Source organism: Priestia sp. YIM B13491, from assembly GCF_042787605.1.
Lineage (GTDB): Bacteria > Bacillota > Bacilli > Bacillales > Bacillaceae_H > Priestia > Priestia megaterium_E.
In genome coordinates this window covers 196,427-218,754 of sequence record NZ_JBHZOR010000003.1, presented here as the reverse complement: position 1 = coordinate 218,754, position 22,328 = coordinate 196,427, and the positions used below count along the sequence as shown (strand labels likewise).

General features: G+C 36.9%; 25 protein-coding genes. 16 read left to right on the top strand and 9 right to left on the bottom strand.

All coding sequences use genetic code 11. The features are described 5' to 3' along the window. Positions 1 to 82: 82 nt before the first annotated feature. Positions 83 to 328 carry a hypothetical protein gene (locus ACFX4E_RS11960; protein ID WP_013057694.1) on the top strand — a complete coding sequence of 82 codons (246 nt, stop codon included), beginning with the start codon at positions 83 to 85 and terminating at the stop codon, positions 326 to 328. A gap of 42 nt (positions 329 to 370) precedes the next feature. On the opposite strand, the gene ACFX4E_RS11955 is transcribed toward ACFX4E_RS11960, so the two are convergent. Continuing rightward, positions 371 to 1,915 carry an FAD-dependent oxidoreductase gene (locus ACFX4E_RS11955; RefSeq protein WP_377258998.1) on the bottom strand — a complete coding sequence of 515 codons (1,545 nt, stop codon included), beginning with the start codon at positions 1,913 to 1,915 and terminating at the stop codon, positions 371 to 373. A 127-nt stretch (positions 1,916 to 2,042) separates the two neighbouring features. Here ACFX4E_RS11955 and ACFX4E_RS11950 point away from each other — a divergent pair, with 127 nt between their 5' ends. The 5 genes from ACFX4E_RS11950 (at position 2,043) to ACFX4E_RS11930 (ending at position 5,975) form a co-directional block, all read left to right on the top strand. Then, positions 2,043 to 2,201, top strand: coding sequence for a hypothetical protein (locus ACFX4E_RS11950; RefSeq protein WP_155920453.1), 159 nt, complete (start codon positions 2,043 to 2,045; stop codon positions 2,199 to 2,201). A gap of 366 nt (positions 2,202 to 2,567) precedes the next feature. Next, positions 2,568 to 3,539 carry an extracellular catalytic domain type 1 short-chain-length polyhydroxyalkanoate depolymerase gene (locus ACFX4E_RS11945; protein WP_016764703.1) on the top strand — a complete coding sequence of 324 codons (972 nt, stop codon included), beginning with the start codon at positions 2,568 to 2,570 and terminating at the stop codon, positions 3,537 to 3,539. A gap of 340 nt (positions 3,540 to 3,879) precedes the next feature. Next, entirely contained in the window at positions 3,880 to 4,299 is a 420-nt protein-coding gene (locus ACFX4E_RS11940) for a CBS domain-containing protein (RefSeq protein WP_013057690.1), read from the top strand. 263 nt (positions 4,300 to 4,562) lie between these two features. Further along, on the top strand, positions 4,563 to 4,898 hold the full coding sequence (locus ACFX4E_RS11935; protein ID WP_377258995.1) for a hypothetical protein: 336 nt from the start codon (positions 4,563 to 4,565) through the stop codon (positions 4,896 to 4,898). Positions 4,899 to 5,021: 123 nt separating this feature from the next. Beyond that, positions 5,022 to 5,975: a sporulation protein gene (locus tag ACFX4E_RS11930; RefSeq protein ID WP_377238163.1), complete on the top strand. Its 954-nt coding sequence runs from the start codon at positions 5,022 to 5,024 to the stop codon at positions 5,973 to 5,975. A gap of 29 nt (positions 5,976 to 6,004) precedes the next feature. On the opposite strand, the gene ACFX4E_RS11925 is transcribed toward ACFX4E_RS11930, so the two are convergent. Both ACFX4E_RS11925 and ACFX4E_RS11920 read right to left on the bottom strand, forming a co-directional pair. Further along, positions 6,005 to 7,330: a hemolysin family protein gene (locus tag ACFX4E_RS11925; protein WP_028409138.1), complete on the bottom strand. Its 1,326-nt coding sequence runs from the start codon at positions 7,328 to 7,330 to the stop codon at positions 6,005 to 6,007. Positions 7,331 to 7,980: 650 nt separating this feature from the next. Further along, complete coding sequence (locus tag ACFX4E_RS11920) at positions 7,981 to 8,613, bottom strand: spore coat protein (RefSeq protein ID WP_028409137.1); 633 nt, start codon at positions 8,611 to 8,613, stop codon at positions 7,981 to 7,983. Positions 8,614 to 8,821: 208 nt separating this feature from the next. Between ACFX4E_RS11920 and ACFX4E_RS11915 the strand changes: the two genes are divergently transcribed. After that, a complete protein-coding gene (locus ACFX4E_RS11915) occupies positions 8,822 to 9,373 on the top strand; it encodes a hypothetical protein (RefSeq protein WP_098334418.1) in 552 nt (183 codons plus the stop codon). A 22-nt stretch (positions 9,374 to 9,395) separates the two neighbouring features. Here ACFX4E_RS11915 and ACFX4E_RS11910 read toward each other — a convergent pair whose 3' ends face one another. Then, the gene (locus ACFX4E_RS11910; RefSeq protein WP_028409135.1) at positions 9,396 to 9,848 is read right to left on the bottom strand and encodes a Dps family protein; all 453 of its coding nucleotides are present in this window, start codon (positions 9,846 to 9,848) and stop codon (positions 9,396 to 9,398) included. A gap of 192 nt (positions 9,849 to 10,040) precedes the next feature. Between ACFX4E_RS11910 and ACFX4E_RS11905 the strand changes: the two genes are divergently transcribed. The 3 genes from ACFX4E_RS11905 (at position 10,041) to ACFX4E_RS11895 (ending at position 11,972) form a co-directional block, all read left to right on the top strand. After that, complete coding sequence (locus tag ACFX4E_RS11905; protein WP_098524722.1) at positions 10,041 to 10,322, top strand: Fe-S cluster assembly protein HesB; 282 nt, start codon at positions 10,041 to 10,043, stop codon at positions 10,320 to 10,322. Between the two features lie 93 nt (positions 10,323 to 10,415). Then, positions 10,416 to 10,589 (top strand): hypothetical protein, encoded by a 174-nt coding sequence (locus tag ACFX4E_RS11900; protein ID WP_013057683.1) that lies wholly within the window; start codon positions 10,416 to 10,418, stop codon positions 10,587 to 10,589. 555 nt (positions 10,590 to 11,144) lie between these two features. Continuing rightward, positions 11,145 to 11,972 carry a poly-gamma-glutamate hydrolase family protein gene (locus ACFX4E_RS11895; protein WP_377258992.1) on the top strand — a complete coding sequence of 276 codons (828 nt, stop codon included), beginning with the start codon at positions 11,145 to 11,147 and terminating at the stop codon, positions 11,970 to 11,972. Here ACFX4E_RS11895 and ACFX4E_RS11890 read toward each other — a convergent pair. Next, positions 11,898 to 12,167 (bottom strand): CPCC family cysteine-rich protein, encoded by a 270-nt coding sequence (locus ACFX4E_RS11890; RefSeq protein ID WP_013057680.1) that lies wholly within the window; start codon positions 12,165 to 12,167, stop codon positions 11,898 to 11,900. The genes ACFX4E_RS11895 and ACFX4E_RS11890 overlap by 75 nt on opposite strands. 284 nt (positions 12,168 to 12,451) lie before the next feature. Here ACFX4E_RS11890 and ACFX4E_RS11885 point away from each other — a divergent pair, with 284 nt between their 5' ends. Together ACFX4E_RS11885 and ACFX4E_RS11880 are read left to right on the top strand one after the other, a co-directional pair. After that, positions 12,452 to 13,012 (top strand): copper resistance CopC family protein, encoded by a 561-nt coding sequence (locus ACFX4E_RS11885; protein ID WP_377238162.1) that lies wholly within the window; start codon positions 12,452 to 12,454, stop codon positions 13,010 to 13,012. A 4-nt stretch (positions 13,013 to 13,016) separates the two neighbouring features. Next, positions 13,017 to 14,078, top strand: a complete 1,062-nt coding sequence (locus tag ACFX4E_RS11880) for a copper resistance D family protein (protein ID WP_225049447.1) — start codon at positions 13,017 to 13,019, stop codon at positions 14,076 to 14,078. Between the two features lie 31 nt (positions 14,079 to 14,109). On the opposite strand, the gene ACFX4E_RS11875 is transcribed toward ACFX4E_RS11880, so the two are convergent. Further along, complete coding sequence (locus ACFX4E_RS11875; protein WP_060746963.1) at positions 14,110 to 14,298, bottom strand: hypothetical protein; 189 nt, start codon at positions 14,296 to 14,298, stop codon at positions 14,110 to 14,112. 219 nt (positions 14,299 to 14,517) lie between these two features. Here ACFX4E_RS11875 and ACFX4E_RS11870 point away from each other — a divergent pair, with 219 nt between their 5' ends. Next, on the top strand, positions 14,518 to 16,245 hold the full coding sequence (locus ACFX4E_RS11870; protein WP_098334421.1) for an ABC transporter ATP-binding protein: 1,728 nt from the start codon (positions 14,518 to 14,520) through the stop codon (positions 16,243 to 16,245). Between the two features lie 41 nt (positions 16,246 to 16,286). Here the strand turns inward: ACFX4E_RS11870 and ACFX4E_RS11865 are convergent, their stop codons facing one another. Together ACFX4E_RS11865 and ACFX4E_RS11860 are read right to left on the bottom strand one after the other, a co-directional pair. Further along, positions 16,287 to 16,952, bottom strand: a complete 666-nt coding sequence (locus tag ACFX4E_RS11865; protein ID WP_013083773.1) for a type 1 glutamine amidotransferase domain-containing protein — start codon at positions 16,950 to 16,952, stop codon at positions 16,287 to 16,289. A 97-nt stretch (positions 16,953 to 17,049) separates the two neighbouring features. Further along, the gene (locus tag ACFX4E_RS11860; RefSeq protein ID WP_377238159.1) at positions 17,050 to 17,628 is read right to left on the bottom strand and encodes a hypothetical protein; all 579 of its coding nucleotides are present in this window, start codon (positions 17,626 to 17,628) and stop codon (positions 17,050 to 17,052) included. 150 nt (positions 17,629 to 17,778) lie between these two features. On the opposite strand from ACFX4E_RS11860, the gene ACFX4E_RS11855 reads away from it, so the two are divergent. Beyond that, complete coding sequence (locus tag ACFX4E_RS11855) at positions 17,779 to 18,177, top strand: FixH family protein (protein ID WP_013083771.1); 399 nt, start codon at positions 17,779 to 17,781, stop codon at positions 18,175 to 18,177. Positions 18,178 to 18,240: 63 nt separating this feature from the next. Here the strand turns inward: ACFX4E_RS11855 and ACFX4E_RS11850 are convergent, their stop codons facing one another. Continuing rightward, positions 18,241 to 19,617, bottom strand: coding sequence for an aminotransferase-like domain-containing protein (locus ACFX4E_RS11850; RefSeq protein ID WP_377238158.1), 1,377 nt, complete (start codon positions 19,615 to 19,617; stop codon positions 18,241 to 18,243). Positions 19,618 to 19,767: 150 nt separating this feature from the next. On the opposite strand from ACFX4E_RS11850, the gene ACFX4E_RS11845 reads away from it, so the two are divergent. Next, the gene (locus tag ACFX4E_RS11845) at positions 19,768 to 20,685 is read left to right on the top strand and encodes a DMT family transporter (protein WP_028409126.1); all 918 of its coding nucleotides are present in this window, start codon (positions 19,768 to 19,770) and stop codon (positions 20,683 to 20,685) included. A gap of 294 nt (positions 20,686 to 20,979) precedes the next feature. Continuing rightward, on the top strand, positions 20,980 to 22,311 hold the full coding sequence (locus ACFX4E_RS11840) for a polysaccharide biosynthesis protein (protein WP_028409125.1): 1,332 nt from the start codon (positions 20,980 to 20,982) through the stop codon (positions 22,309 to 22,311). Positions 22,312 to 22,328: the final 17 nt, after the last annotated feature.

Genomic DNA, 22,328 nt, shown 5'->3' with positions numbered 1-22,328 from the left:
CCAATGACTCTATATTTCGCCGGAGAAATCCGATATAATCATTACAACACCTCTAGTATTAAATAGAATTTGGTGAATGATTATGTTTTTGATGATTGTCTACATCGGGGCCATTTTATTTTTTATAAAAATGTTTATGGATCGAGATTTTATTTGGTTTTTATTTTTATTGCCATTTTTGATGTTTGTTATGTTTTTTGAAACAGACTATCTTGATCATGTCCCTGAATCTGGAAGGTTAATTATCTTTACATTTTCTTTTTTAGTCATTTATGCAATGGTTTTGGTGTATAATCGATACTTTAGAAAAGAAGGATGTAAAGAGTAAACTCAAATGTGAATCCATTGATAATGATAAAAAAAGCATGCCCTACGGCGTGCTTTTTTTATCGCTTGAATTGACATCCACTGGCGTAAGCGGCTTTTTAGCAGGGCCTTCTACCACAGATCCGTCGTAAGAGAAACGAGAACCGTGACAAGGGCAGTCCCACGTGCGGTCACCAGCGTTCCAATTCACTTCACATCCTAAATGCGTGCATGTAGTATCGACGCAGTGAAGCTTCCCTTGAGGATCTTTATAAGCCCCTGTACGTTTGCTGTTTACATATACGACCGATCCTTCATCATTTTGGAGCTGATCCAGTCCTTTTTCAGGCATTGAAAACTTACCGGTAATAAAGTGTTCAGCCACATCAAGATTTTGACGAAAGAAATGCTTAAGGCTAGGGTCCGCATAAAAACGAGATGGATTATACAACTCTGCATATGGGTTGTCTTTTCCGGTTATTGCATCTCGAATAATATGTGCTGCAATGGTGCTATGAGTCATTCCCCATTTTTTAAATCCGGTAGCAATAAAGATATTTGGCTTGCTTTCTTTAATGGGACCGATATATGGAATTTTATCAAGCGTAAATAAATCTTGTGCAGACCATTTATAACGAAAATGTTGAACAGTAAAATTTTCTTCAGCGAACCCCTGAAGGGACTCATAGTGGAACATAGTATTAATTCCTTGTCCAGCTTTGTGGCCTTCTCCACCAATTAAGATGAGTTCTTCTCCGTCAACTTTTGTTGAACGCAGCGAATGAGTAGGCTGATCAGCGCTTAAATACATGCCTCCAGGGTAAGCTTGTTCAACTTTTGCTGCTAACACATACGAACGTTTGGCATACATGCGCGTATAGTAAAAGCCCGCTCCATCATAAAATGGAAAGTGTGAACACGCCACTACATATTTGCAAGAAATTCGATGGCCGTCTCTTGTGACAACGGTGGGCGACGTGCTTTCTTCTACGTCCGTTGCTACGGTGTTTTCAAAAATCAATCCGCCGCTTTCTGTGAATTTTTTGACTAAATGAAGCAGATATTTTAACGGATGAAACTGAGCTTGATCTTTCATAATAGCCGCTGCCCTAATATCAAAATTAAAAGGAAGCTCTGTTGCAAATTCACATGGAATATGTAATCGCTGATAGGCTCGAAATTCTTTACGAACTCGATGATCAAACTCCAGCGTTTCTCCGTATAAGTAAGCATCTTGTACCGAAAAATCACAGTCAATGTTTTCCGTTTGAATTAAGTTTTTCATAAACTGCAGAGCTTGTTCGTTTGCTTTATAATACAGCAGCGTTTTTTCTTCGCCAATGTGTGAAAGTAGCTCATCATAGATAACGTCATGCTGAGCTGTAATCTTTGCTGTTGTGTGACCGGTTGTACCATTTAAAATATTATCAGCTTCAATTAACGCCACGTTCAGCCCTTCTTTTTGTAATAAATAAGCTGTTGTAATACCGCTAATACCGCCTCCTACTACTACAACATCAACTTTTCGATTTTCTGAAAGAGATGGGTATGTTGGAAACTTTAAATGATCTCGCCAGTAGGGCTCAGTATCCTTTGGGATATTTGCCAATTTATTCACCTCCATATGATAAATCTTATTTTTACCATAGTTTTCTAAAAAATGTATGCAAAATAAAGGAATCTACTCTAATAGCATCTCTTTGCTGTGCCTATTTAAGCAAAAGGAGGGGAAAAGAGTGATTGCAATCAGCCTTTGTACGATTGTTGCCAACGAAGCAGAGGTTAAACGAAAATATTTGCTCTTCAAGATTCTTCTTTTTCAACGTGGCTTCCGCACCTGCACCTTGCCGTTTGCTACGATAGAAGTGGTGAATAAAAAGCAGAGTATGAAATAGTAAAGGTTACAGATTTAAACATGAAGAGCAATAAATTCATATAAATGATAGGGAGCATCATATAATAAAAGTATAGAGGCTTAATTCGGCAAAAGGTATTTAAACATCAGGGTCCAAATAAAAGGGCAAACGGCATGTTTGTCCTTTTTTCATGATTATAGTGACAATTTTCATATATAGTAATAAAGTATATATATAGCAAAAAAATCCCAAATTTCAAGAAGATAAAAAACGGCTTAAAACCAAAATAAGTTGTACTCTCAGAGTATGTAGAACGTGCAAAAAAACGAAATAATATGTAGTATTGTAATACAGGACGTAATTGGGAAGAAAAATGAAAACGTTGACAAAAAGAGGAGGGGTACCATGTTGGGTTCACTACCTAATGTTATAAATACGTCAACGCTTGTGTCTTCAAGTGAACAACAAGAAGCGTCATCTGAATCATTTAAAACATATACTCATAAAGGAAAAAAATTTAAGGTCTATTTACCTAAATCTTATCATATTTTAAAATCTTATCCACTAATGGTTATGCTGCATGGATGTACACAAAATGCAGATGATTTTGCAATAGGCACGCAAATGAACGAGCTCGCCGATGAAAAGGAATTTATTGTCGTATACCCACAGCAGTCTTCTAACTCCAATATGAATAAATGCTGGAACTGGTTTGAACCTCTTCATCAAATTAGAGGGTTTGGCGAGCCAGCTATTATTGCAGGAATTGTAAAAAAAGTCCAAAACATGCACTTCATTCAGAAAAATAAAGTGTTTATTGCCGGTCTGTCAGCAGGAGGAGCAATGAGCATCGTTATGGGGGTAACGTATCCAGAACTGTTTGCTGGAATAGGTGTGTCAGCAGGTATCGAATATCAGGCGGCTCTTAACGTATTTAATGCGTATTCTGTCATGGCCAGTAAAGGTCCTTCCCCCGTTAAACAAGGGAGAATTGCTTATCAGCAAATGGGAAAACGGGCAAAGCCACTGCCGCTCATTGTATTTCATGGTAACGCTGATTCTACGGTAAATGTAGCCAATGCAGATCAAGTGGTTCACCAGTGGATTACAACGAATAACCTTGCTTATAACGGAAGAATAGATGGATGGATTCAAGATAGCCCGGTTAAAACGAGAGAAGAAAAAATTCTCTTTGGACGGGATTATACAACATATCGCTACGAAAGCAGTAAGGGAGAATTGGCTATTGATAAATATATTATCAATGGAATGGGGCATGCATGGTCAGGAGGGAATTCAGCGGGCAGCTATACAGACCCTAAAGGCCCCAATGCTAGTCGAATCATGTGGGACTTTTTCATGAGTCAAAAAGTATAAACATAGCATATAATGAGGTTCAGTTGCGTTCTTATCGCAGAGAAGAAGAGCTGAAAGTAGCTCTTCCGGCCCTTATTAGTATAAAGAAGCAGCTGCAGGAACCATTATTTTAACTAAACGTGTTTTTCTAAAAATTAGGATTTGATTATTTAGAAAACGGGTACTGTAATAAAGAAAATAATAAGTCAAAATTACATAGCTTAGGATTGACAGCTTATAGTTGTAAATGTAAGATAACTGCGAGCTGCATTTTGTATGATTAAAACATTAAAATAAGCCGAAAACTGAAAAAATAAATAGAAATTGTAAGATGAACGGGTAAGGAAAAGGAGATTAAAAAATGAATATTGCATTTTTCTTAGTACCAAAAAGTGATGTTGTAACACTAAATATTCAATCCACATTAAGACAGGCTCTTGAAAAAATGGAGTATCATCGCTATTCTACAGTTCCGCTAGTTGACGATGATGGTAAATATGTGGGCGTTCTTACTGAAGGAGATCTTCTTTGGAAGTTAAAAAGCCTAGGAGACTATCGCTTTCAAGATACGGAAAATATTAAATTAACAGAGATTGACCGCTATCAAGATTATAACCCAGTTGCTATATATGATGAAGTTCAAAACATCCTTTCAAAGGCAATTGACCAAAATTTTGTTCCTGTAACGGATGATCAAGGTGTATTTATTGGAATTGTAAGAAGAAGAGAAATTCTAGAGTTTTATGCAGAAAGCGCAAGTAAAGTGAAAAATCAAATATAAAAAAAGCCATCTAGAGATGGCTTTTTTTCTTGTCTTATCTCCCCCGTACATACTCCTAAAAACAGGCTTAGGTCATGGCCCACAGCAATGCACTTCCTTGTACTAGTTTACATAATCTATTTATATATAGGTATAAAATTGCCTATATAAATCTTATTTATAGATAAGGATGGTTTATGTGAGTTACAACAATAAAAAGAAGTGTTGCTGGTGTTCTAATCAGTATTATTACAAAACTTCTGGCTATGATCCAAGAAGTAGCCATGAAGGAAAATGCTGTCATAACGATTATAAGCATAACGATCATTGTCCTAAACATGATGATGATCATCGTTCTGGACATAAAAAATGCCATCATGGTGGCAACCATAGCGGAGGTCACGACGGTAACCATGGCGGAGATCATGGTGGCAACCATGGCGGAGGTCATGGCGGTAATCACGGCGGTAATCACGGCGGTAATCACGGCGGTAACCACGGCGGTAACCACGGTGGCAACCATGGCGGAGGTCACGGTGGTTGTCATGGCGGTAACCACGGCGGTTGTAAAAGACGTCGCTGCTGTTGGGGCTGGGTGTTTTAATTTAATAAATAATTGAATTAAAATGAAGCGTTGATTTAGCAGAAAGAACTCAAGAAATTGAGTTCTTTTTTTTGTAAGTTGAAACTTATAAAAGGTATACTTCGTATATATAGTAAGAGCATTTTGGAGGAGGAAAAAAATGTTTAAAAAAATGTTTGCTAAAATTGGAGTTGGAGCTGCCAAAGTGGATTTACGATTAAATGAAACGGCCTATACGCTCGGTCATGTAATTGAAGGAGCTATTGTCATCCAAGGTGGAAACGTTCAGCAACATATTAATTTAATTGATGTTGAATTTTGGCTTGAAGTTCAATTGAAAAGCGGTCAAATGCATACACATCGTGTGGAAAGCCTGCGCGCAGCTTCTTCATTTACAATTAATGAAGGCGAGAAAAAAGAAATTCCATTTACATATCATTTACCTTTGGACCTTCCAATCTCTGCGAGCAACGTTAGCTATTTCTTTAAGACACACTTAGATATTGAAGGGGGAGTAGACTCAACAGACCGGGACCCTGTGCGCATTAAAGCTCCAAAAAGCTTATATCAGCTAATAGAGGGCTTTGAAGCACTTGGATTTAGAGAAAAACATCATTCAGGAAAATTTAACGGATACAAACAAGAATTTTCATTTTTCCCTACAGACTTCTTAAAGGGATATGTAAATGAGGTTGAGTTTGAGGTAGCCATTGAACGAGAAGGGATCCGCGTGCTGTTGGAGCTAGATTTGCCTTCTTTCGGCCGTGAGAGGGAAATAAAAAATGAACTCCTTTTTACAAATGATGAACTAAGCCAGCCATCTACTATCCCTCGTTTGCTGGAAGAAGCGATGGAAGAGATGATGGAGAATCCTCGAGACTATGAATATTATAAGTCTCCTCACTATGATCAGCATTCACACCACCCACGTATGAGCGGGTTAGGAGGAGCAATGGGAGGTTTTGCAGCCGGTATGTTAGGCGGACTGCTCATTGAGAATTTGATGGATGATATGTTTGAAGACTCGGCGCTTGGTGAAATTGGAGAAGATATTGAAGAAGCCGGGGAGGATTTGTTGGATGGAGATTTTTTTGATGGAGGAGACGATTGGTAAAAGGGATTTTGAATAAATAAAAAGGATGATTAATGATGATCATCCTTTTTTTCTTTCTTCTTTCTTTTTTTCACTTCTATATACTTAATGTGAAAATCCTCTATAATCAGAACTTTAAAGTAAAATTGCTCGTGCTGAATGATATCATTTTTGGTCACATCAAACTTTTCGGTTAACACCCACCCGGCAATGGTATCTACTTCTTCGTCGCTAATATCCGTACCGAGTAAATCATTTACTTGGCTAATGAGCATTTTTCCGTCAAGAATATAATGATCGTCTTTAATTTTTTGTACATAAGGAATTTCGTCCGTATCAAACTCATCTCGAATTTCTCCCACAATTTCTTCAATAATATCTTCTACTGTAACAAGCCCAGCGGTTCCGCCATACTCATCAAAAAGAATAGCCATTTGAATACGTTCTTTTTGCATCTTTACAAGCAAGTCATGAATGGGTACGGTTTCAATTACTTTAAAAATAGGCTTGACGTATGACTCTAACGTATTGGTGCCGTCTTTTTCGTTGAATACAATATCATTATAAATTTCTTTGATATTAACGAGACCGATTACTTTATCTTTATCCCCATCTTCAACAATTGGATAGCGCGTATATTTTTCGACATTTGCGATTTGCAAAAAAACCTCTACGACGTCGTCTTTGGAAGCACTCACAATTTCCGTACGAGGGACCATTACTTCTTTAGCTAAACGATCGTCAAAATCAAAGATTTTGCTCATATATCGATATTCGGATTGATTGATTTCACCGCCTTCGAAGCTCTCAGATAACAAAATACGCAGCTCTTCTTCACTATGAGCAGCTTCATTTTCTGAAATCATCGTTATACCAAAAATCTTAGTCAACATACGAGCTGATCCATTTAATATTTTAATGAACGGATACATAAGTTTGTAAAACACGATAATCGGTTTTGCAAAGTTCAGCGTAATTTGTTCAGCCATTTGAATAGCAAACGTTTTAGGAGCTAATTCCCCCAAGACAACATGTAAAAAAGTAATAACAACAAATGCAATGACAAAAGATAAAATGCCAGCAAGCGGCTCATTCGTATGGAAGGTAGTAAAAAGAGGGTGAAGCAACCGATCTAGCGTCGGTTCACCAAGCCAACCAAGCCCGAGAGCCGTGATGGTGATACCAAGCTGACAAGCGGATAGATATTCATCTAGATGCGTAATAACATGTTTGGCAGAGACGGCTTTTTTATTTCCTTCTTCTAGAAGCTGATTAATTTTTGAACTTCTTACTTTTACAATAGCGAATTCTGTCGCTACAAAAAAAGCAGTTAATGCAATTAAGACTGCGACTAATAGTAATTTTACGGCGATCATTAAAGTCACCACCTTGTACGTAAATGTATATCTTAAGTGTTAGCCAAAGTGGAGAAAACATGTATTAAATCCGGAAAAGAAAAACGCACATAAAAAAACTGCTTCTATCTTTAAAAAGAATAAGAAGCAGTTTATTATGTTACATGTTCATTTAGGGGAATTAATCTTAACTTTACCATCATGGTCTATCACATATCGGTTCTACAGTTCAACTGACTTTTAGCAAACGTATTGCGAGCGTGTTATGACACCTCCTTTAACTGTAATCCGAGTATATATGATGCATCTCTCACTCCTTTCTATTGGTTAAATTTATTATAATACATAATTAATCAAAATACTACAAATATTCAGAAAATAATTCAAAATGCATAGTTTTTTGTCATTTTCTGAAATATACACAAAAAACGAGATTGAGATATAACAAAATCAATACAATCTAAAGACGAATAAACTGAGTAAATGATCTAGTACGGGTCGTGTGGTTACACTGCTGGTGATTTCCGTGCAAGGCTACGCTTTCCCTCCAATCAACAGCTAGAAGCTACTCTAAACATAACCTATATTCACCATACTAATGAAAAGATCCGAACGATGAATCGTTCGGATCTTCCTTTAATTAAAATACGTTTGCCCCAGCCTCTTTTTAATTAATGCACGTTATGGTTATTAGGCATCTGAGGAGAGGCAGTGGCTTTTGTAAAACTTGTGATCATTTGCTGCATATCTTCTTTTGCAAGCTGCGGCACTTGATAATAATGGTGTTTATTTTGATAAAGAGAAATTTCATAAGCCATTTCAATCCAATTAGGAACACTGTCTCCGAATATTCGGCGAACAACAGGATTTGTTATTTCTAAAGCGGTCATGGTTAAAAGAGATGCTTGAGACTTGATTAGACCTAGCATATGACCTGATATGCCTTTTTCATTAATTTCCTCCACGGACTGATTCGGCTTTTTAGGCTGCGAAGGCTTTAAACCATAAATAAAGGTATTAGACTGCTTCATGTTATACACATGTGTAGAACCGGCCGGCTTTTGACCCGTAGAAAAAGCTTCTACGATTAAATTATATTCGTTTAAAATAAACTGATATTGCCGATCAATGATATCAAGCAGCTCTTGTTCTTTTACATATTGCCTAAACATCATAAACTGATCCATTACATTAATCGAACCGGCAAGTGTTTCATGAACGTCAAATAGTTCATGCCCTCCATGGTTCAATTGAGGGGGGATAGCTCCAGTTTGCATGTTTGTAGGAAGTTCGTGATTATTCATACTAAGTCCTCCTTAAAATCGGTATCGACTATAGTCTTTAAACTTCTTCAGGTTTTATACTCAAACTTGATTTATTCATAAAATGTTGCTCTACATAACTTAATTTACAACTAGTTATTTAATTAAAGGATAAAAGTGAAAGGGTTTTATAAAAAAAAAGCGAATATCAATAACAATTCACGATCTATAGATAGGGGAATCAAAAAACATGAATGAGCTGCTGTCATACTCAAGTGAATTAAAACACGAAGCAAATCAACTGGTGGTATCCAATCATTTATTGGATCTGTTAAGAGAATATGGGTGTCCTCTCTCAGGGGAGAGTTTTGAATTAAATGTCATGACAAATCGCATCATTAATTTTTACGTAGGAAATGATGAAATGGATGAAGAATCTGTTTTTCACATGGGGTATCAGCTTACAAAGCGTTTTAACCCTTATAAGATGATATTTGCTAATGAAAAAGATAAGTATCAGTGGATTGTGTATATGATTCAGAAGGGAGAAGAGTGGAAACTTGATATTTCCGTGCTTCCAGAAAATATCGTGAAGGACAAAGTTGAGAAACAAGAGTTATTAAAATCACTTCTCACTGAAAAGAAGCGGGAATGCATTTTATTTTTCAAACAGCAAAGCGGATATAATCGCTATTATACGAGTGATCATGTCTATAAGGCTGTGCTAGAAGATGACATTCACGATGATATGTCTTTTTTTATGTGGTTGCAAAGACAAAAAAAAGTAAATCAACAAACGTAAAAAAGAGCCGGTTAGGCTCTTTTTATGCGTTTACGGATGTTTTTACAGGTAAAGCAGCTTTTAGCATCCAAATATGTTTTTCAATGTTGCCGATTGTTCCAATGAATAAGTCAGCTGTTACGTGATCGTGTGCTGCTTCAGCTTTTTCAACTGCGTTTTTTAAGTTTTTAACAAGTAGCATATAATCATTAATTAAAGTTTCTACCATTTCTTCACTCGTTTGCTCGTTTCCATCTTCAGAAAGAGTAGCTGCTTGTAAAAATTGCTTCATTGTAGCAATTGGACTTCCTCCAATGGCTAGTAATCGTTCTGCATATTCATCTATATAGTCCGCCGTCTCATTATAGAATTCTTCAAATTTTTCATGAAGCGTAAAAAATTGAGGCCCTTTTACATACCAGTGAAAGCGATGCAGCTTCGTATACAATACGTTAAAATCGGCAATTTGTTGGTTCAATACGTTTTCTAAATTCATAGTTAATAGCCTCCTAATGAGTTGTTGTTATCTTATGTCTATATTATATCAAATATCAAATTAAAATCAATACTTATTTATAATTATTATTAAATAATAATCAAAGTGCTTTTAAATTGCAGTTATTCTCTTTAAAAACTCTAAAGATATGATAGGATAGAGCAAGAGTATTGAAAGGAAGAAGGGTTAGCTATGCATATTACACCAGAAGCAAAAGAATTAATTAACAATATACTTGAAGAGCAGGAGATAACAGGAATTCGCTTGTATTTCAAAGGAATTAGCTGTGAAATCCCTAATATTGGGTTAGCTTTTGAAGAGCCTTTTGAAAATGATGAAATGTATGAAGTCGACGGAGTACAAGTAGCAATGGAAGCTTCTATTGTGCCTTATACAAATGAATTAATGTTAGATGTTCATACAACGCCGTATGGTCCAGGTCTGGCATTAGTTGGGGCTAAAGAGGCTGAGTAAAAAATTTATGTAAGAGAAGCTAACAGGTTTGTTGTTTGTTTTGGTAAACCTTGGTTTACTTAATTCAAACGTTAGTGAAATGGAGGGGGACCTATGCTTCTTTCTCATCATGTAACGGTTGAACAAAGACAGCAAATCAAACGCTTTAAACAGCAAATACAAGACGCAAAAACGCTAGATGAGCGCCGTTTGTATCAAGCCCAGTTAAATAAATTTGTTGAGCGCCTATTTATTGAGAATCGCTTGCAGCGCAGCGGCGAACAATAAAAAATACCTAGAAAAGAAGCCTTCAAAGAAGGTTTCTTTTTTTTAAGTAGATTATTATACTTTCACATCTCGTAATTATTCATTTTCTTATATATCGCCCTTTATCTACTTGAAATCCGGTTTTCTGTATGAATATAGCACTAAAAACGTGTAAGTCACTATTAAATGAAAGCGCTTTCTGTTATAGTGAAAGTATAGAATTGTACTTGTTCACCTACAATGTTCATAAGGAGTGGTTTGTATGATTGAAAGAGGAAACTTCTTAATTGGTTTAGCGTGGGGAACATCTTTGAGCATACCTTTATGGATCGCCTTCTTTGGCTGGATAAAATTAGTTTGGCGCTTGCTTTAAATAAATAAAAACAAAAAAAGTAAAAAAACTTCAGTGAATATGCGCTGAAGTTTTTTTAAATAATATAAATAGGTATTAAGAACTATTAAATAAATTATAATTTATAACGATAAGTAAATAAGACTACTATAAATATTATTTTTGGATTTTTTAGGATTCTAATGTTTTAGGTCTTATTACACAATAGAAAGAAGGAGTACAAATTGAAAAGCTATCGTTTAGTAAGTTTCTCTACCTTATGTATCTGTCTATTCGTTTTATTTATTTCACCTTTTCAAGATACATCTAGTGCGTCAACTGATAAATATCAAAATTTCAAGCAGCTCTCACAGCACGAGTCTTCAGCTAGCTATAAAGTGACGACTAAAGAAACGAAAAGCCCTGTCCTTATCTTTGCTCCACACGGTGGAGGAATTGAAGGTGGGACAAGCGAAATTGCCAAAGAGCTTAGCAAACAAAATGCTCTTTACCTATTCGAATCGTTAAAGTCGAAAGGATCACGAGACCTGCACCTCACAAGCACTCATTTTGATGAGCCCACAGCGCGTAAGATGGTAAGCAAGTATGATAATGTTTTATCTCTTCACGGGTATTCTGGGAACGAAAAACATATTTTTGTGGGCGGGACTGATCGGGAGCGTGCAAAAAAATTAACGCAATTATTAAATCAAAATGGATTTCCGGCGGAACTGATTACAAAAGGACACGATGAGATTGCAGGCATTAACCCTGGAAATATTGCAAATAAAAATCGTACCGGGAAAAGTATTCAATTAGAGATTAGCCAACCGCTGCGAAGTGCTATGTTTGATTCATTCACTTCAAAAGGAAGAGTTTCGTCTAAAACTCAAACTTTTTATAAGTTTACAAATTTGCTTTCTACATTCGTTTCCACTTCTTACTTAATCCAAAAAAGAATGCTTTCGCAAGCATTCTTTTTTTATAAACTAGTTTTGCTATTCGTGACTTATAATAGGTTTCCAGTTAAAATCTTTTACATCTTGAACAGAAGGCTTTCTCACGTGCTGTAAGCTTTCTTTATTACACGCTCCATAAACTATAAAATTTTCCTGAGCTTCTATTAAAGAAATAGAGTTGGCTCCTAATTCGTTGGCATTCAGCTTTTGGTACGGATCGTCTTCCCAAAAACATATCTCACAAATATCATAGTCACCATCACTGTCTAACGATTGATAACCACAGCAAGGGCATGTATACTTTTTCATTGTTTCTATCCTTTCTGTATGGGATTTTAAGCTAGAAAAAAGTCAGCCATCTTATTTAACTATTTTACTATATTCAAGGATAGTCTGAAAGAATATTCAAAAAAATTACAGCGGCATCTTTCCTAGGATTTGTGAACATTTTATAACGAATTGGTAATAGTTATTGTGAGACTGAGTAAAAAAGGAGTACACTTACTAGGAAAATAGATCGTGTTCGGAAACGTCTACATAAAAACATTTTTGGATATGATGAAAAAAGAAAAAAGAGATAGGGAGTCATAAATATGAAAAAAATAATAGGTTTACTTTTAGCATGCTTTTTAGCTGTTCCGACAGTTAGTTTCGCTCATACACATGTGCAAACAACCCTGCCGGAAAATGGTGCAACTGTTACAGCTCCTCTAAAAGAAATTAAATTAACCTTTGAAACACACATCGAGAAAATCAGTACTGTAACCGTTACAAAAGATGGACAAAAAATTTCACTTGCATCGCAAAAAGTAGAGGGTCATGATTTAATAGCTTCTGTCGATCAGCCTCTTGAAAACGGATCTTACACAGTGGACTGGGAAATTGTAGGGGAAGATGGTCATGTAATGAAAGATTCGATTGCTTTTAAGGTAGATGTGAAAGATGAAGCGAAAGAAGAGAATACTCAAGCAGCCGGAAAAGATAGTGAAAAAAAGCAAGACGCCACGCAATCCAAACAGCACAAAAAAAGTGCAGTAGCAAGTGATGAAAAAACAGAGAACAATGATTCTTCATCGTTTTTTGTTATCATGATTATTGCTATTGTAGTGGTGGTTGGAGCATTACTCTTAATCTTCAGGAAGAAAAAGGCTTAAAAAGATGAGTATTTTGTTGCCTGTTTTTGAGTGGTTCACATACGTAGGTCTTTCCTTACTATTAGGATTTGCCGTACTGCAATATGTACCTCTTACAAAAAAGCCAACAATTTTATTATCAAAGCGATGGCTACTTGCAAGTGCAGCGGCTGTCGCTATTTTTTCGGTTGGAAATTCGCTTGAGATTATTTTATCTTTTTCAAAAATAAGAGGGTTAGGTGAAACAGTTCGTCTTGTATTATTGGAAACAAGAACGGGACACGCCTGGATCTTTGTTGTGCTGATTGCTATTTTATGTATGGTTGCTGTGTCAATAGAGAGCCACCCTCATATGTATACATTACTGACTGTAGCCTTAGTGGGAGGAATCGCCTACGCAAGTCACGCAGCATCCGCTTCTGCGCTTAGCGGCATGCTTTCTCATTCTCTTCATATTTTAGCAGTTGGACTGTGGGGAGGGGTGGTTCTGATTGTTGCCGCTTTTTCAAAAGAAACCTCCAATTGGAAAAGTTTCTTAAGCTGGTTTACTCCTTTTGCAATCGCTTGTTTTGTGCTTCTTTCATTAAGTGGGTTCATTTCGATGGTCATTATCATGGGCCTGTCCAACTATGTAAATTCATGGGCTACAGATTACGGGCAGTCTCTTTTACTAAAGCATATTACGATTATTCCGCTGCTTGCATTTGCCGTCATCAATGGCTTTCTTATGAAAAAAACGATAAAACATCCAGAATATAAGCCCGTGATGTGGATTCGAGCAGAAAGCATTATTTTGCTTATCATTTTTTTATTTACAGCTATGATGGTGACGCAATCGCCGCCAACTAATATAAGTCATATGGCAATGGATTCATCGATTCTTCCGTTTATCTATGGAAAGCAAGTGACGCTTCCTCTAACTTTTCACGTAACGGTTGTAGGAATTCTGTTCTTATTTGTCGCACTGCTGTTTTTTGTGTATTTATTTATTTGTTTTTACAAAAAGACAGTATGGCTTAGCGTATTAAGTGCGGGTTTGTTTGTTTTTGCTTTTTATATTGCGATGATGACAAGTATTCAAGTCTAAAAACAGTGAGAATTACCTCACTGTTTTTTTATTAGCCATTAAAAGTGGTGTTATCTCTCGGGCCTTTTCCCGGAGAAGGAGGCATCGGCATTTGGGAACTAGAACCAGAACCAGAGCTAGAACCAGATCCGCTTGGAGGCGATATATTTCCTGCGTTTCCAAAAATAACGATCCCGCCAGAAATTGTGCCAATAGAAATAGATTTAATATAAACAGACATTCTTATTCAACCTCTCATCTAGTAAAAGAATTCAGTGTACCATAGTATATGACCAGCTTGTCATTTTCGTATAGACGAGTTTAAAAAATAGGTAAAAGCTTAGATGTTCAGGTTTAGAAAGGAAATGGTGTAAAATAAGATAGAACTTTGAAGGTAAATTGTGTGGTGTCTGCCTAAAGTGTGTATACCACCTATTAAAAGAATTAGAAAGGAACTAAGATGAATACGCAAAAAGGAATTCATTTTTCATTTAAAAAATTATGGTTGCTAACGAACCCTCCGACAGGAAAGCTACTCATTTCGTTCATACTGGCCTTAATTAATACCGGAGCGTCGCTTTCTATTCCTCTTGTGATTAAAGAAGTGATGGAGAAAATTGCGGTAGGCGTCTCACCGCAGCTTGTAGCAGGACTCCTTGGTTTATTTGCTGCTCAAATGGTAACAAGCGCATTATCTCTTTATCTCCTTGCTCAAGTAGGGCAAGGTGTTGTAAAAGAACTCAGACATAAAGTGTGGAACAAGCTCATAAAGCTTCCGGTTTCATTTTACGACCAAAACCGTTCCGGTGAAATGGTAAGCCGCATTACAAATGATACAACCATTGTGATGAATTTATTGTCAACAGAAATGATTGACTTTGTTAAAAACATTTTATCTATTATCGTTGCCATTGTTATTTTATTTACGCTTGATGTACCCATGACGCTCATTTTATTAGCGGTTATTCCCGTTATGTTTGTACTGGTTATGCCCCTAGCGAGAAAAATACATAAAATTTCACGTGAGCAGCAGGATAAAATGTCCAAGCTTACGGCTTTTTTAGCTCAAATGCTGAGTGAAATCCGCTTGATTAAAGTATCCGGTTCAGAGAAAAAAGAAGTTGATTCCGGCTTACAATCGTTTCAGTCACTCTACCTCTTCGGTGTAAAGAGAGCTAAAATTGAAGCGATCATTACCCCGATTATTAGCACGGTGATGACCGCTGTTATGATTGCCATCGTCGGGTTTGGTGCATACCGGGTGAGTGAGGGATTTATCACTGCAGGAGAGCTGGTGGCTTTTGTTCTTTACCTTTTTCAAATTATGGTTCCGGTTGGTTCACTTACCCGATTTGTTACGAGCTTTCAGCAAACTAAAGGAGCTTCAGAAAGAATCTTTGATATATTAGCTGAGAAAGAAGAGAACTATGAAAATGGAGAAGTGCTTGAACAGGTAGGGAGTTTAAGGTTCGATAAAGTTGCTTTTCAATATGAAGATAAACCAGTATTGCAGGAAGTTTCATTTTCTGCTAAAAAAGGAGAAGTTACCGCTTTTGTTGGACCTAGCGGAGCTGGAAAATCTACTGTTTTTTCACTTATCGAACGCTTTTATGAGCCTTCATCGGGGCGCATATTCTTGGATGGAACAGACAGTCAAAACGTCAACTTACGTTCGTGGCGTCACCTGTTTAGCTATGTTCAGCAGGATTCTCCGATTTTAGCAGGAACAATTCGAGAAAATCTCATTTACGGATTAGAGCGGCATGTGGAGGATGAAGAAATAGAAGAAGCAGCGAAGTTAGCGAATGCTCATCATTTCATTCAGTCCTTTGAAGATCAATATGAAACAATGATTGGAGAAAGAGGTATTAATCTCTCAGGAGGACAGCGACAGCGTATTGCAATTGCCCGAGCGCTGTTACGCAATCCCCAGTTTTTACTACTGGACGAAGCGACAGCTAGCTTGGACTCCGAATCAGAAAAGCTTGTGCAAGAGTCATTGGAAACGGTAATGAAAGAGCGCACATCACTCGTCATTGCCCATCGTCTATCTACGGTCATTAATGCAGACCAAATTGTTGTAATAGAAGAAGGGAGAGTTACAGGAAGCGGAACGCATAAAGAGCTGTTAGCCTCTCATGCTTTTTACCGGCGTTTGGTAGAGCAGCAGTTTCAAACATCCCTATAGAACAAACAAAAAAGACTGCTTTTAAGCAGTCTTTTTTTAGTTTATTTATTTAGCTTTTTAACTAATTCATCACCCATTAACTCAGAAGAAAAAGGATCTCGGCTTGTGACAATTTGATCATTTGCCCAAACAGCATATGCTTTTTTATCCATCTCAGGGATGTAATTAGCCACTTCACGAAGTTCTTGTTCTAAACTGTATGGTAAAAAGGGAAGTACTTCTTCCGGTTCAATTTCATCAGGATAACCGGTTACGTCTAGCCCTTTAATTAACAGTTCATCATCGGATCCTTTCAAGAAAGCAAAAACAGAAGGTCCGTGACACTCAGCTGCTAAAATACCTCCATTGTCGTACACTTTGTTCATAAGTGCATGCAAGTCCACATTTTTTGCTAAGTCAAACATAGCGCCATGGCCGCCTACTACTAAGATAACATCATAGTTCTCAGCATCTACTTCTTCAAGTTTCATTGTCTGATCCGCTCTTCCTGATTCATATAATTTCTTATACGTTCCGTCTGGATCAAAGTCTTCTGAAATACTTCGAACGTCTACTTCCGGCTTACCTCCAAAAGGTGAGGCTAAATCAACGGTGTGCCCTGCGTCCTCAAGCTTTTGCAGCGGAGCAAATAATTCTTCTGCCCACCAACCTGTGTGATAATCTTTCTCTTCGTATCCGCTTGATAATACAGCTAACACTCTTGCCATGTTTATACCTCCTAAATGATGTAAAACGTATAGTGATACATATCATGTATTCATTGTGAACTGTACCCTATATAAAAAAACTTTAAACAATGGCAAGTTATGAAAAGGTAGCGTGAATCATAAACAAAACCAAAAAAGAGATAGCAAATTTAAGATGCCACTTTTTATCTGTACGCTTATAGCGCTTCACGCCCATCACGAGTAAACAAGCTAGAACAGCCATCGTAATAATTCCTGAAAAGTACGTAAAATTTGCTTGAAATCCTTTTATTAAAGCCATATAACCATGTAAAATAATGAAGGCCGTTGATATAAGAGCAATGGGAACGTGCCACTGACGAACATACTTGGCTAAAAATTGGATAAGCGGTTTTAACTCAAAATTTCCTTTTTTTATGTGCGATAACGGTTTCCATTTTAATAATAAAAAAATAGGATAAATGGCTAAAGCTGCAAAAAAACCAATTCGTGCGATTGAACCAAGCTCTTTAAAATTCCCTTCATATATTTTAGAATCGAGTGGAAGGGAATGTTTATAAATAGGGATGTAAATAAGCCCTGCTACAACTAGTAAAAAAGAGATAGTAAAGATAAAGATCACTTTTTTGCGCTCATTTTTATTTTTGATTAATGTCTGTAGCCATGATTTTTTAGCTGGAGATTTAGCTGAATTCATTTTCTTCCTCCTTGAAAAAAACTAGTTAGTATCAGTATGAACTTTTTTTCTTAAAAATTCTTTAAAAATCCTTCTTTTTTAGAAAAATTCATTTTTTTCTTTGCAATACGCGTTATAGTTAAACAAAGGGTTTAAAAAGGAGATGAATATATGAAAAAAAGAATAAGTATATCTATAATCAGTCTTTGTTTACTTTTAACGGCCTGTGGTCAGGAACCTGCTCAAACCACAAATGCTGAGCAGCCAAAACCGTTGGACGTAAATCTTCAAGGCCCAGAGGCTTTACAGAAAAATGAAAGCGGTATCTACAAAGCCGAAGTTACATATGGAGACGAAAAAGTGAAAAATGATGATGTTGAAATGATTGAATTTGAAATAGAAAAAAAAGATAGCGAAGGGAAAGGGAAGATGTTAAAGCCTAAACAAATAGGAGAAGGTGTATATGAAATACAAACATCTTTCTCTGAGCCTGGCACATATACCGTGCAATCACATGTTTCTGCAAAAGGGACGCATAACATGCCTCTTATAACCGTTACGGTTAAATAAAAAAAGTCAAGGATTCTAATTCCTTGGCTTCTTTTCGTTTAGTATGTCCATTGAATTCCCATTCTACAAGGGGAAAAGGTTATTTGGAATAGGATGATGTTTTCTATCATCAATTAAAGTAATGCACTGAGCCAACTGTTCAATTCCTCGTTTGATCGTATTCGTATTTACTTGTGAGATGCTTAATCGGAGAAGAGTGTCTCTTTTATATTCTGGTAAAAAAAATCTAGAGGCATCATCAACATATATGTGCTGCTCGTTCAGCATGTGAACGATCTGTTTTGCTGTCACATGCTCAGGCAAACTAATGGATAAATAGAATCCTGAAGTTGGTTTAGAAAAGTGTGTATGAGCGGGTAGCAGTGAATCACATGCTTCTACAAGAGTTTGCATTTTGGTATGGTATACCTCTTTTATCTTTTTAAGATGACTCGTAAACATGCCGCTTTTTAAATAAATTTCAAGAGCACCTTGGGAAAGCGCTGAACTATTAAAATCTGAACTGAATTTATATCGTAAAAAGTTGCTATTCATTAACGAAGGAAGCACGACAGCAGCAATACGTAACCCAGGAAGAAAGATTTTCGAAAAGCTTTTAATGTAAATAACTCGTCCACAAGGATTAAAAGAAAATAAAGGATCTGATTTTGCATCGGGATCAAGGTCGCCCAAAAAGTCATCTTCCACTATATATACATCGTATTTTTCGGCTAGCTCCACGATTTTTTTCTTCTCAAAATTTGTATAACAATGCCCAAGAGGATTGTGAAATCTTGGAATAATGTAGAAAAATTTTATATCATTATTTCGAAAAATGTACTCCAAACGATCAAGATCAATCCCTTCCATCGATAGCTGGATCCCAAAAGTAGTAGCTTGGTGCACCGTAAGAGACTCGATAAAACCGAAATAAGTGGGCTGTTCAATTAGGATATTATTTTTTCCATTTGGAAAGGGCATAGAAACTAGTAAGTGAAGAGCTTGCTGAGACCCGGATACAACAACTAACCTTTCAGCTTGAGTGAACACCTGTAAGTTCTGCAAGTGTTTCACTAACTGTACCCGCAATGAGTAAGAGCCTTGTTGATCAGAGTATGTAAAAAGCTCTTCTTTGTAGTGTTCAATCGCTTGGTTTATACAATGCTGAAATTCAAGATAAGGCATAACGTTTTTATCTGGACCAGCAGACAAGAAATCAATCACTTCATTTTCATTCGTCTTATGTTGAAATTCTGCCACAACGTAGTAGCCGCTTTTAGGAACAGAATAAATTAAATGCTCTTTTTCTAGTTCGCTGTACGCTTTGATAACGGTATTCTTGCTGCACGAAAAATGTTGGGAGAGTCGGCGAACAGAAGGGAGTTTACCACCTGCAATAAACGATCCATTTGCTAGGCCAAGCTTAATTTCTTCCATGATTTTCAGATATTTTAAACTCATAGGTCCTACTCCTTTAATTTGTACCCTTACAGATAGGTAAAAGAATGATTTATTTTACTAGTTGTCCTGCGCTATCCTTTTAATTATATCAGAACTTTTTTTAGAAAAATGGTACAGTTCTGAAAAATAAAAAGACAGGGGTAGGGTAAGATGCAAAAAGAAATTAGAGAGAAAATGGGCGTATTGTTGGGATTAGTAGGCGTTATCTGTTTTAGCTTAACCCTTCCTTCTACAAGCATTGCAGTCAAGTATTTCGGAACGACAGTCGCTGGTTTAGGAAGAACAGCTGTAGCTGCTGTTTTAGTAGCTGTGATATTGATTGTACGAAAAGAAAAATTTCCTTCTCTTCGCCAATTTAAAAGTCTGGTGATCGTCGCTTTAGGCGCAGTTTTAGGGTTTCCTTTGCTCACTTCTTGGGCAATGAAATCATTGCCTGTTTCTCACGGAGCGGTTGAACTCGCTCTTTTACCATTAGCCACAGCCGGTTTTGCGATGTTTAGAGGGGGTGAACGTCCTTCTTTAAAATTCTGGGTCTCAAGTATAATCGGTTCGGCAGCTGTTATCGTGTATGCTCTTCACCTCGGATTCGGTCAACTGCAGTTTGCCGATGCAGCTTTACTAGCAGCGGTGCTGATACTTGGACTGAGCTATGCAGAAGGAGGGGTGTTAGCAAGAGAATTAGGCAGCTGGCAAGTAATTGCTTGGGCCATTATCATCGGTGCACCATTTTTTATGATTCCAGTAGGACTAAGCATTACAGCTGAAATGCTCCATGCGCCTTTACAAGCGTGGGTTAGTTTGATTTATCTCTCAGTAGTGAGTCAATTTTTAGCATACGTTGCTTGGTACAGCGGGATGGCTATGGGTGGAATAGCCAGAGTTAGCCAGGTTCAATATTTACAGCCATTTTTAATGATTCTGTTTGCAGCTCTATTTCTAGGTGAAACAATTACACTTTTTACTCTTGCTATAGCAATAATTGTTGTCTTTTCGGTTGTACTAGGCAAAAACGCTTCGGTGTCAAAAAAAGAAGTGCATCCACAGAAAATAGTGAATAAAGACGCTTAACTAATATGTGAATTTGTTACATTAAAACAACATGCTCTATTCCCATTAGCAATCAGCAGATTCATTCGGTCTTCTGTTTTTCTATGTAAGTCTCAAGAGCCAAAGTATAAGAAATGAATGAATTTCCTATGTGAAAAAGGTATATAACGGTTTTTTTTCACATAGGTTGAACATTATACAAGAACTTGTACACCGAAAAAATACAATTAGATAAATAATTCGGATTGGGCTTGTCATATACATAGAGAGAAGAGGTAGTGATGAAAAAGGACGGGAGATAGAGGAGATAACGAGATGAACACTTTTTTGAAGGGAACGTTTATTCTAGCAGGTGCTGCCTTTGCAGGAGAGTTAATTGAATTTCTTGTAAATATGGTACTTGCTAGAGAATTAGGAAGAGAAGGCATGGGCATGTACATGACTGTTCTTCCTATCATTTTTCTTATTGCCACCGTAGCCAACTTAGAACTGCCTATTTCTATTTCTAAATTTTTGGCCGAACATCACCGCAAAGAACATCAGCATATGATGAAGCATGCCACCATTTTTGCGACTGCTGTGAGCTTGGGAATCTTTTTTATTACACTGGCCGTATTAGCAGCCTTTCCATTTTTCAGTCACTATCATCCTTACTTAAAATGGGTTGTACTATGTTTCATTCCGGTTGTTTCATTTTCAGCCGTGCTTCGTGGATATTTTACGGGTAAAAATAATATGACGACTATCGCCGTGTCTAATTTTATCCGCAAAGCCTTTCAGCTAACGATTTTATTTGTTGTTTTTCAAATGTTTGCTTTCACAGATGTTAAAATGTCGCTGTTTATTGCGATTTGTACGCTAATTGGAACCGAAGCTGTTATTTTACTTTATTTTTTTATCACGTATGTTACTCAGTTAAGTGTTTTATCAAGAGGGCACAGACCTTTGCTTTCCCCAAGTGAGATTCGGAAAAAGCTGTTAGGCGTCTCACTTCCGACCACGGGACTGCGTTTATTTAATGCGGTATGTAATGCTGTTCAGCCGTTTTTAATCAAACACGCGCTCGTTTTGTCGGGCATGACTTTAACCGGTGCCACGCAGCATTTTGGTATGCTAACAGGTGTAGCGATGTCGATCGGCTTTTTTCCAGCTTTCTTTGCTCATTCTCTTTTAGTAGCACTAATACCTGCTGTATCTGAAGCTCATGCGAAAAATCAGGAAGAACAGCTTCAAAGACTTTTGACTCAAAGTATGCAAATGACATTTTTATATGGGATTCCGTCTATAGTGGCAATGTATTTCTTTGCTGAGCCACTTACTAACTTGTTTTTTCATTCTACAGAGGCCGTGTACTATCTAAAGGCTTTATGGCCGTATTTTCTTTTTCACTTCTTTGCTGTTCCGCTTCAAGCTTATTTAATTGGACTTGGCTATGTAAAAGATGCTTTTTATCATACGATTTGGTCTCATATTGTATCTTTTTCCCTGATGTTTTTCTTAGGATCACAAACAAATATTGGCATGCAGGGAATTATTATCGGAATGAACTGTGGCGTGGTTGTCTTGACCGTTCTGCATTATGTAACGATTTGCAAAGTCATCAACGTTTCCTTTTTTTCACTTAAGCATAAAACGCATTTATCTTAAAAAACCTCCAACGGTGA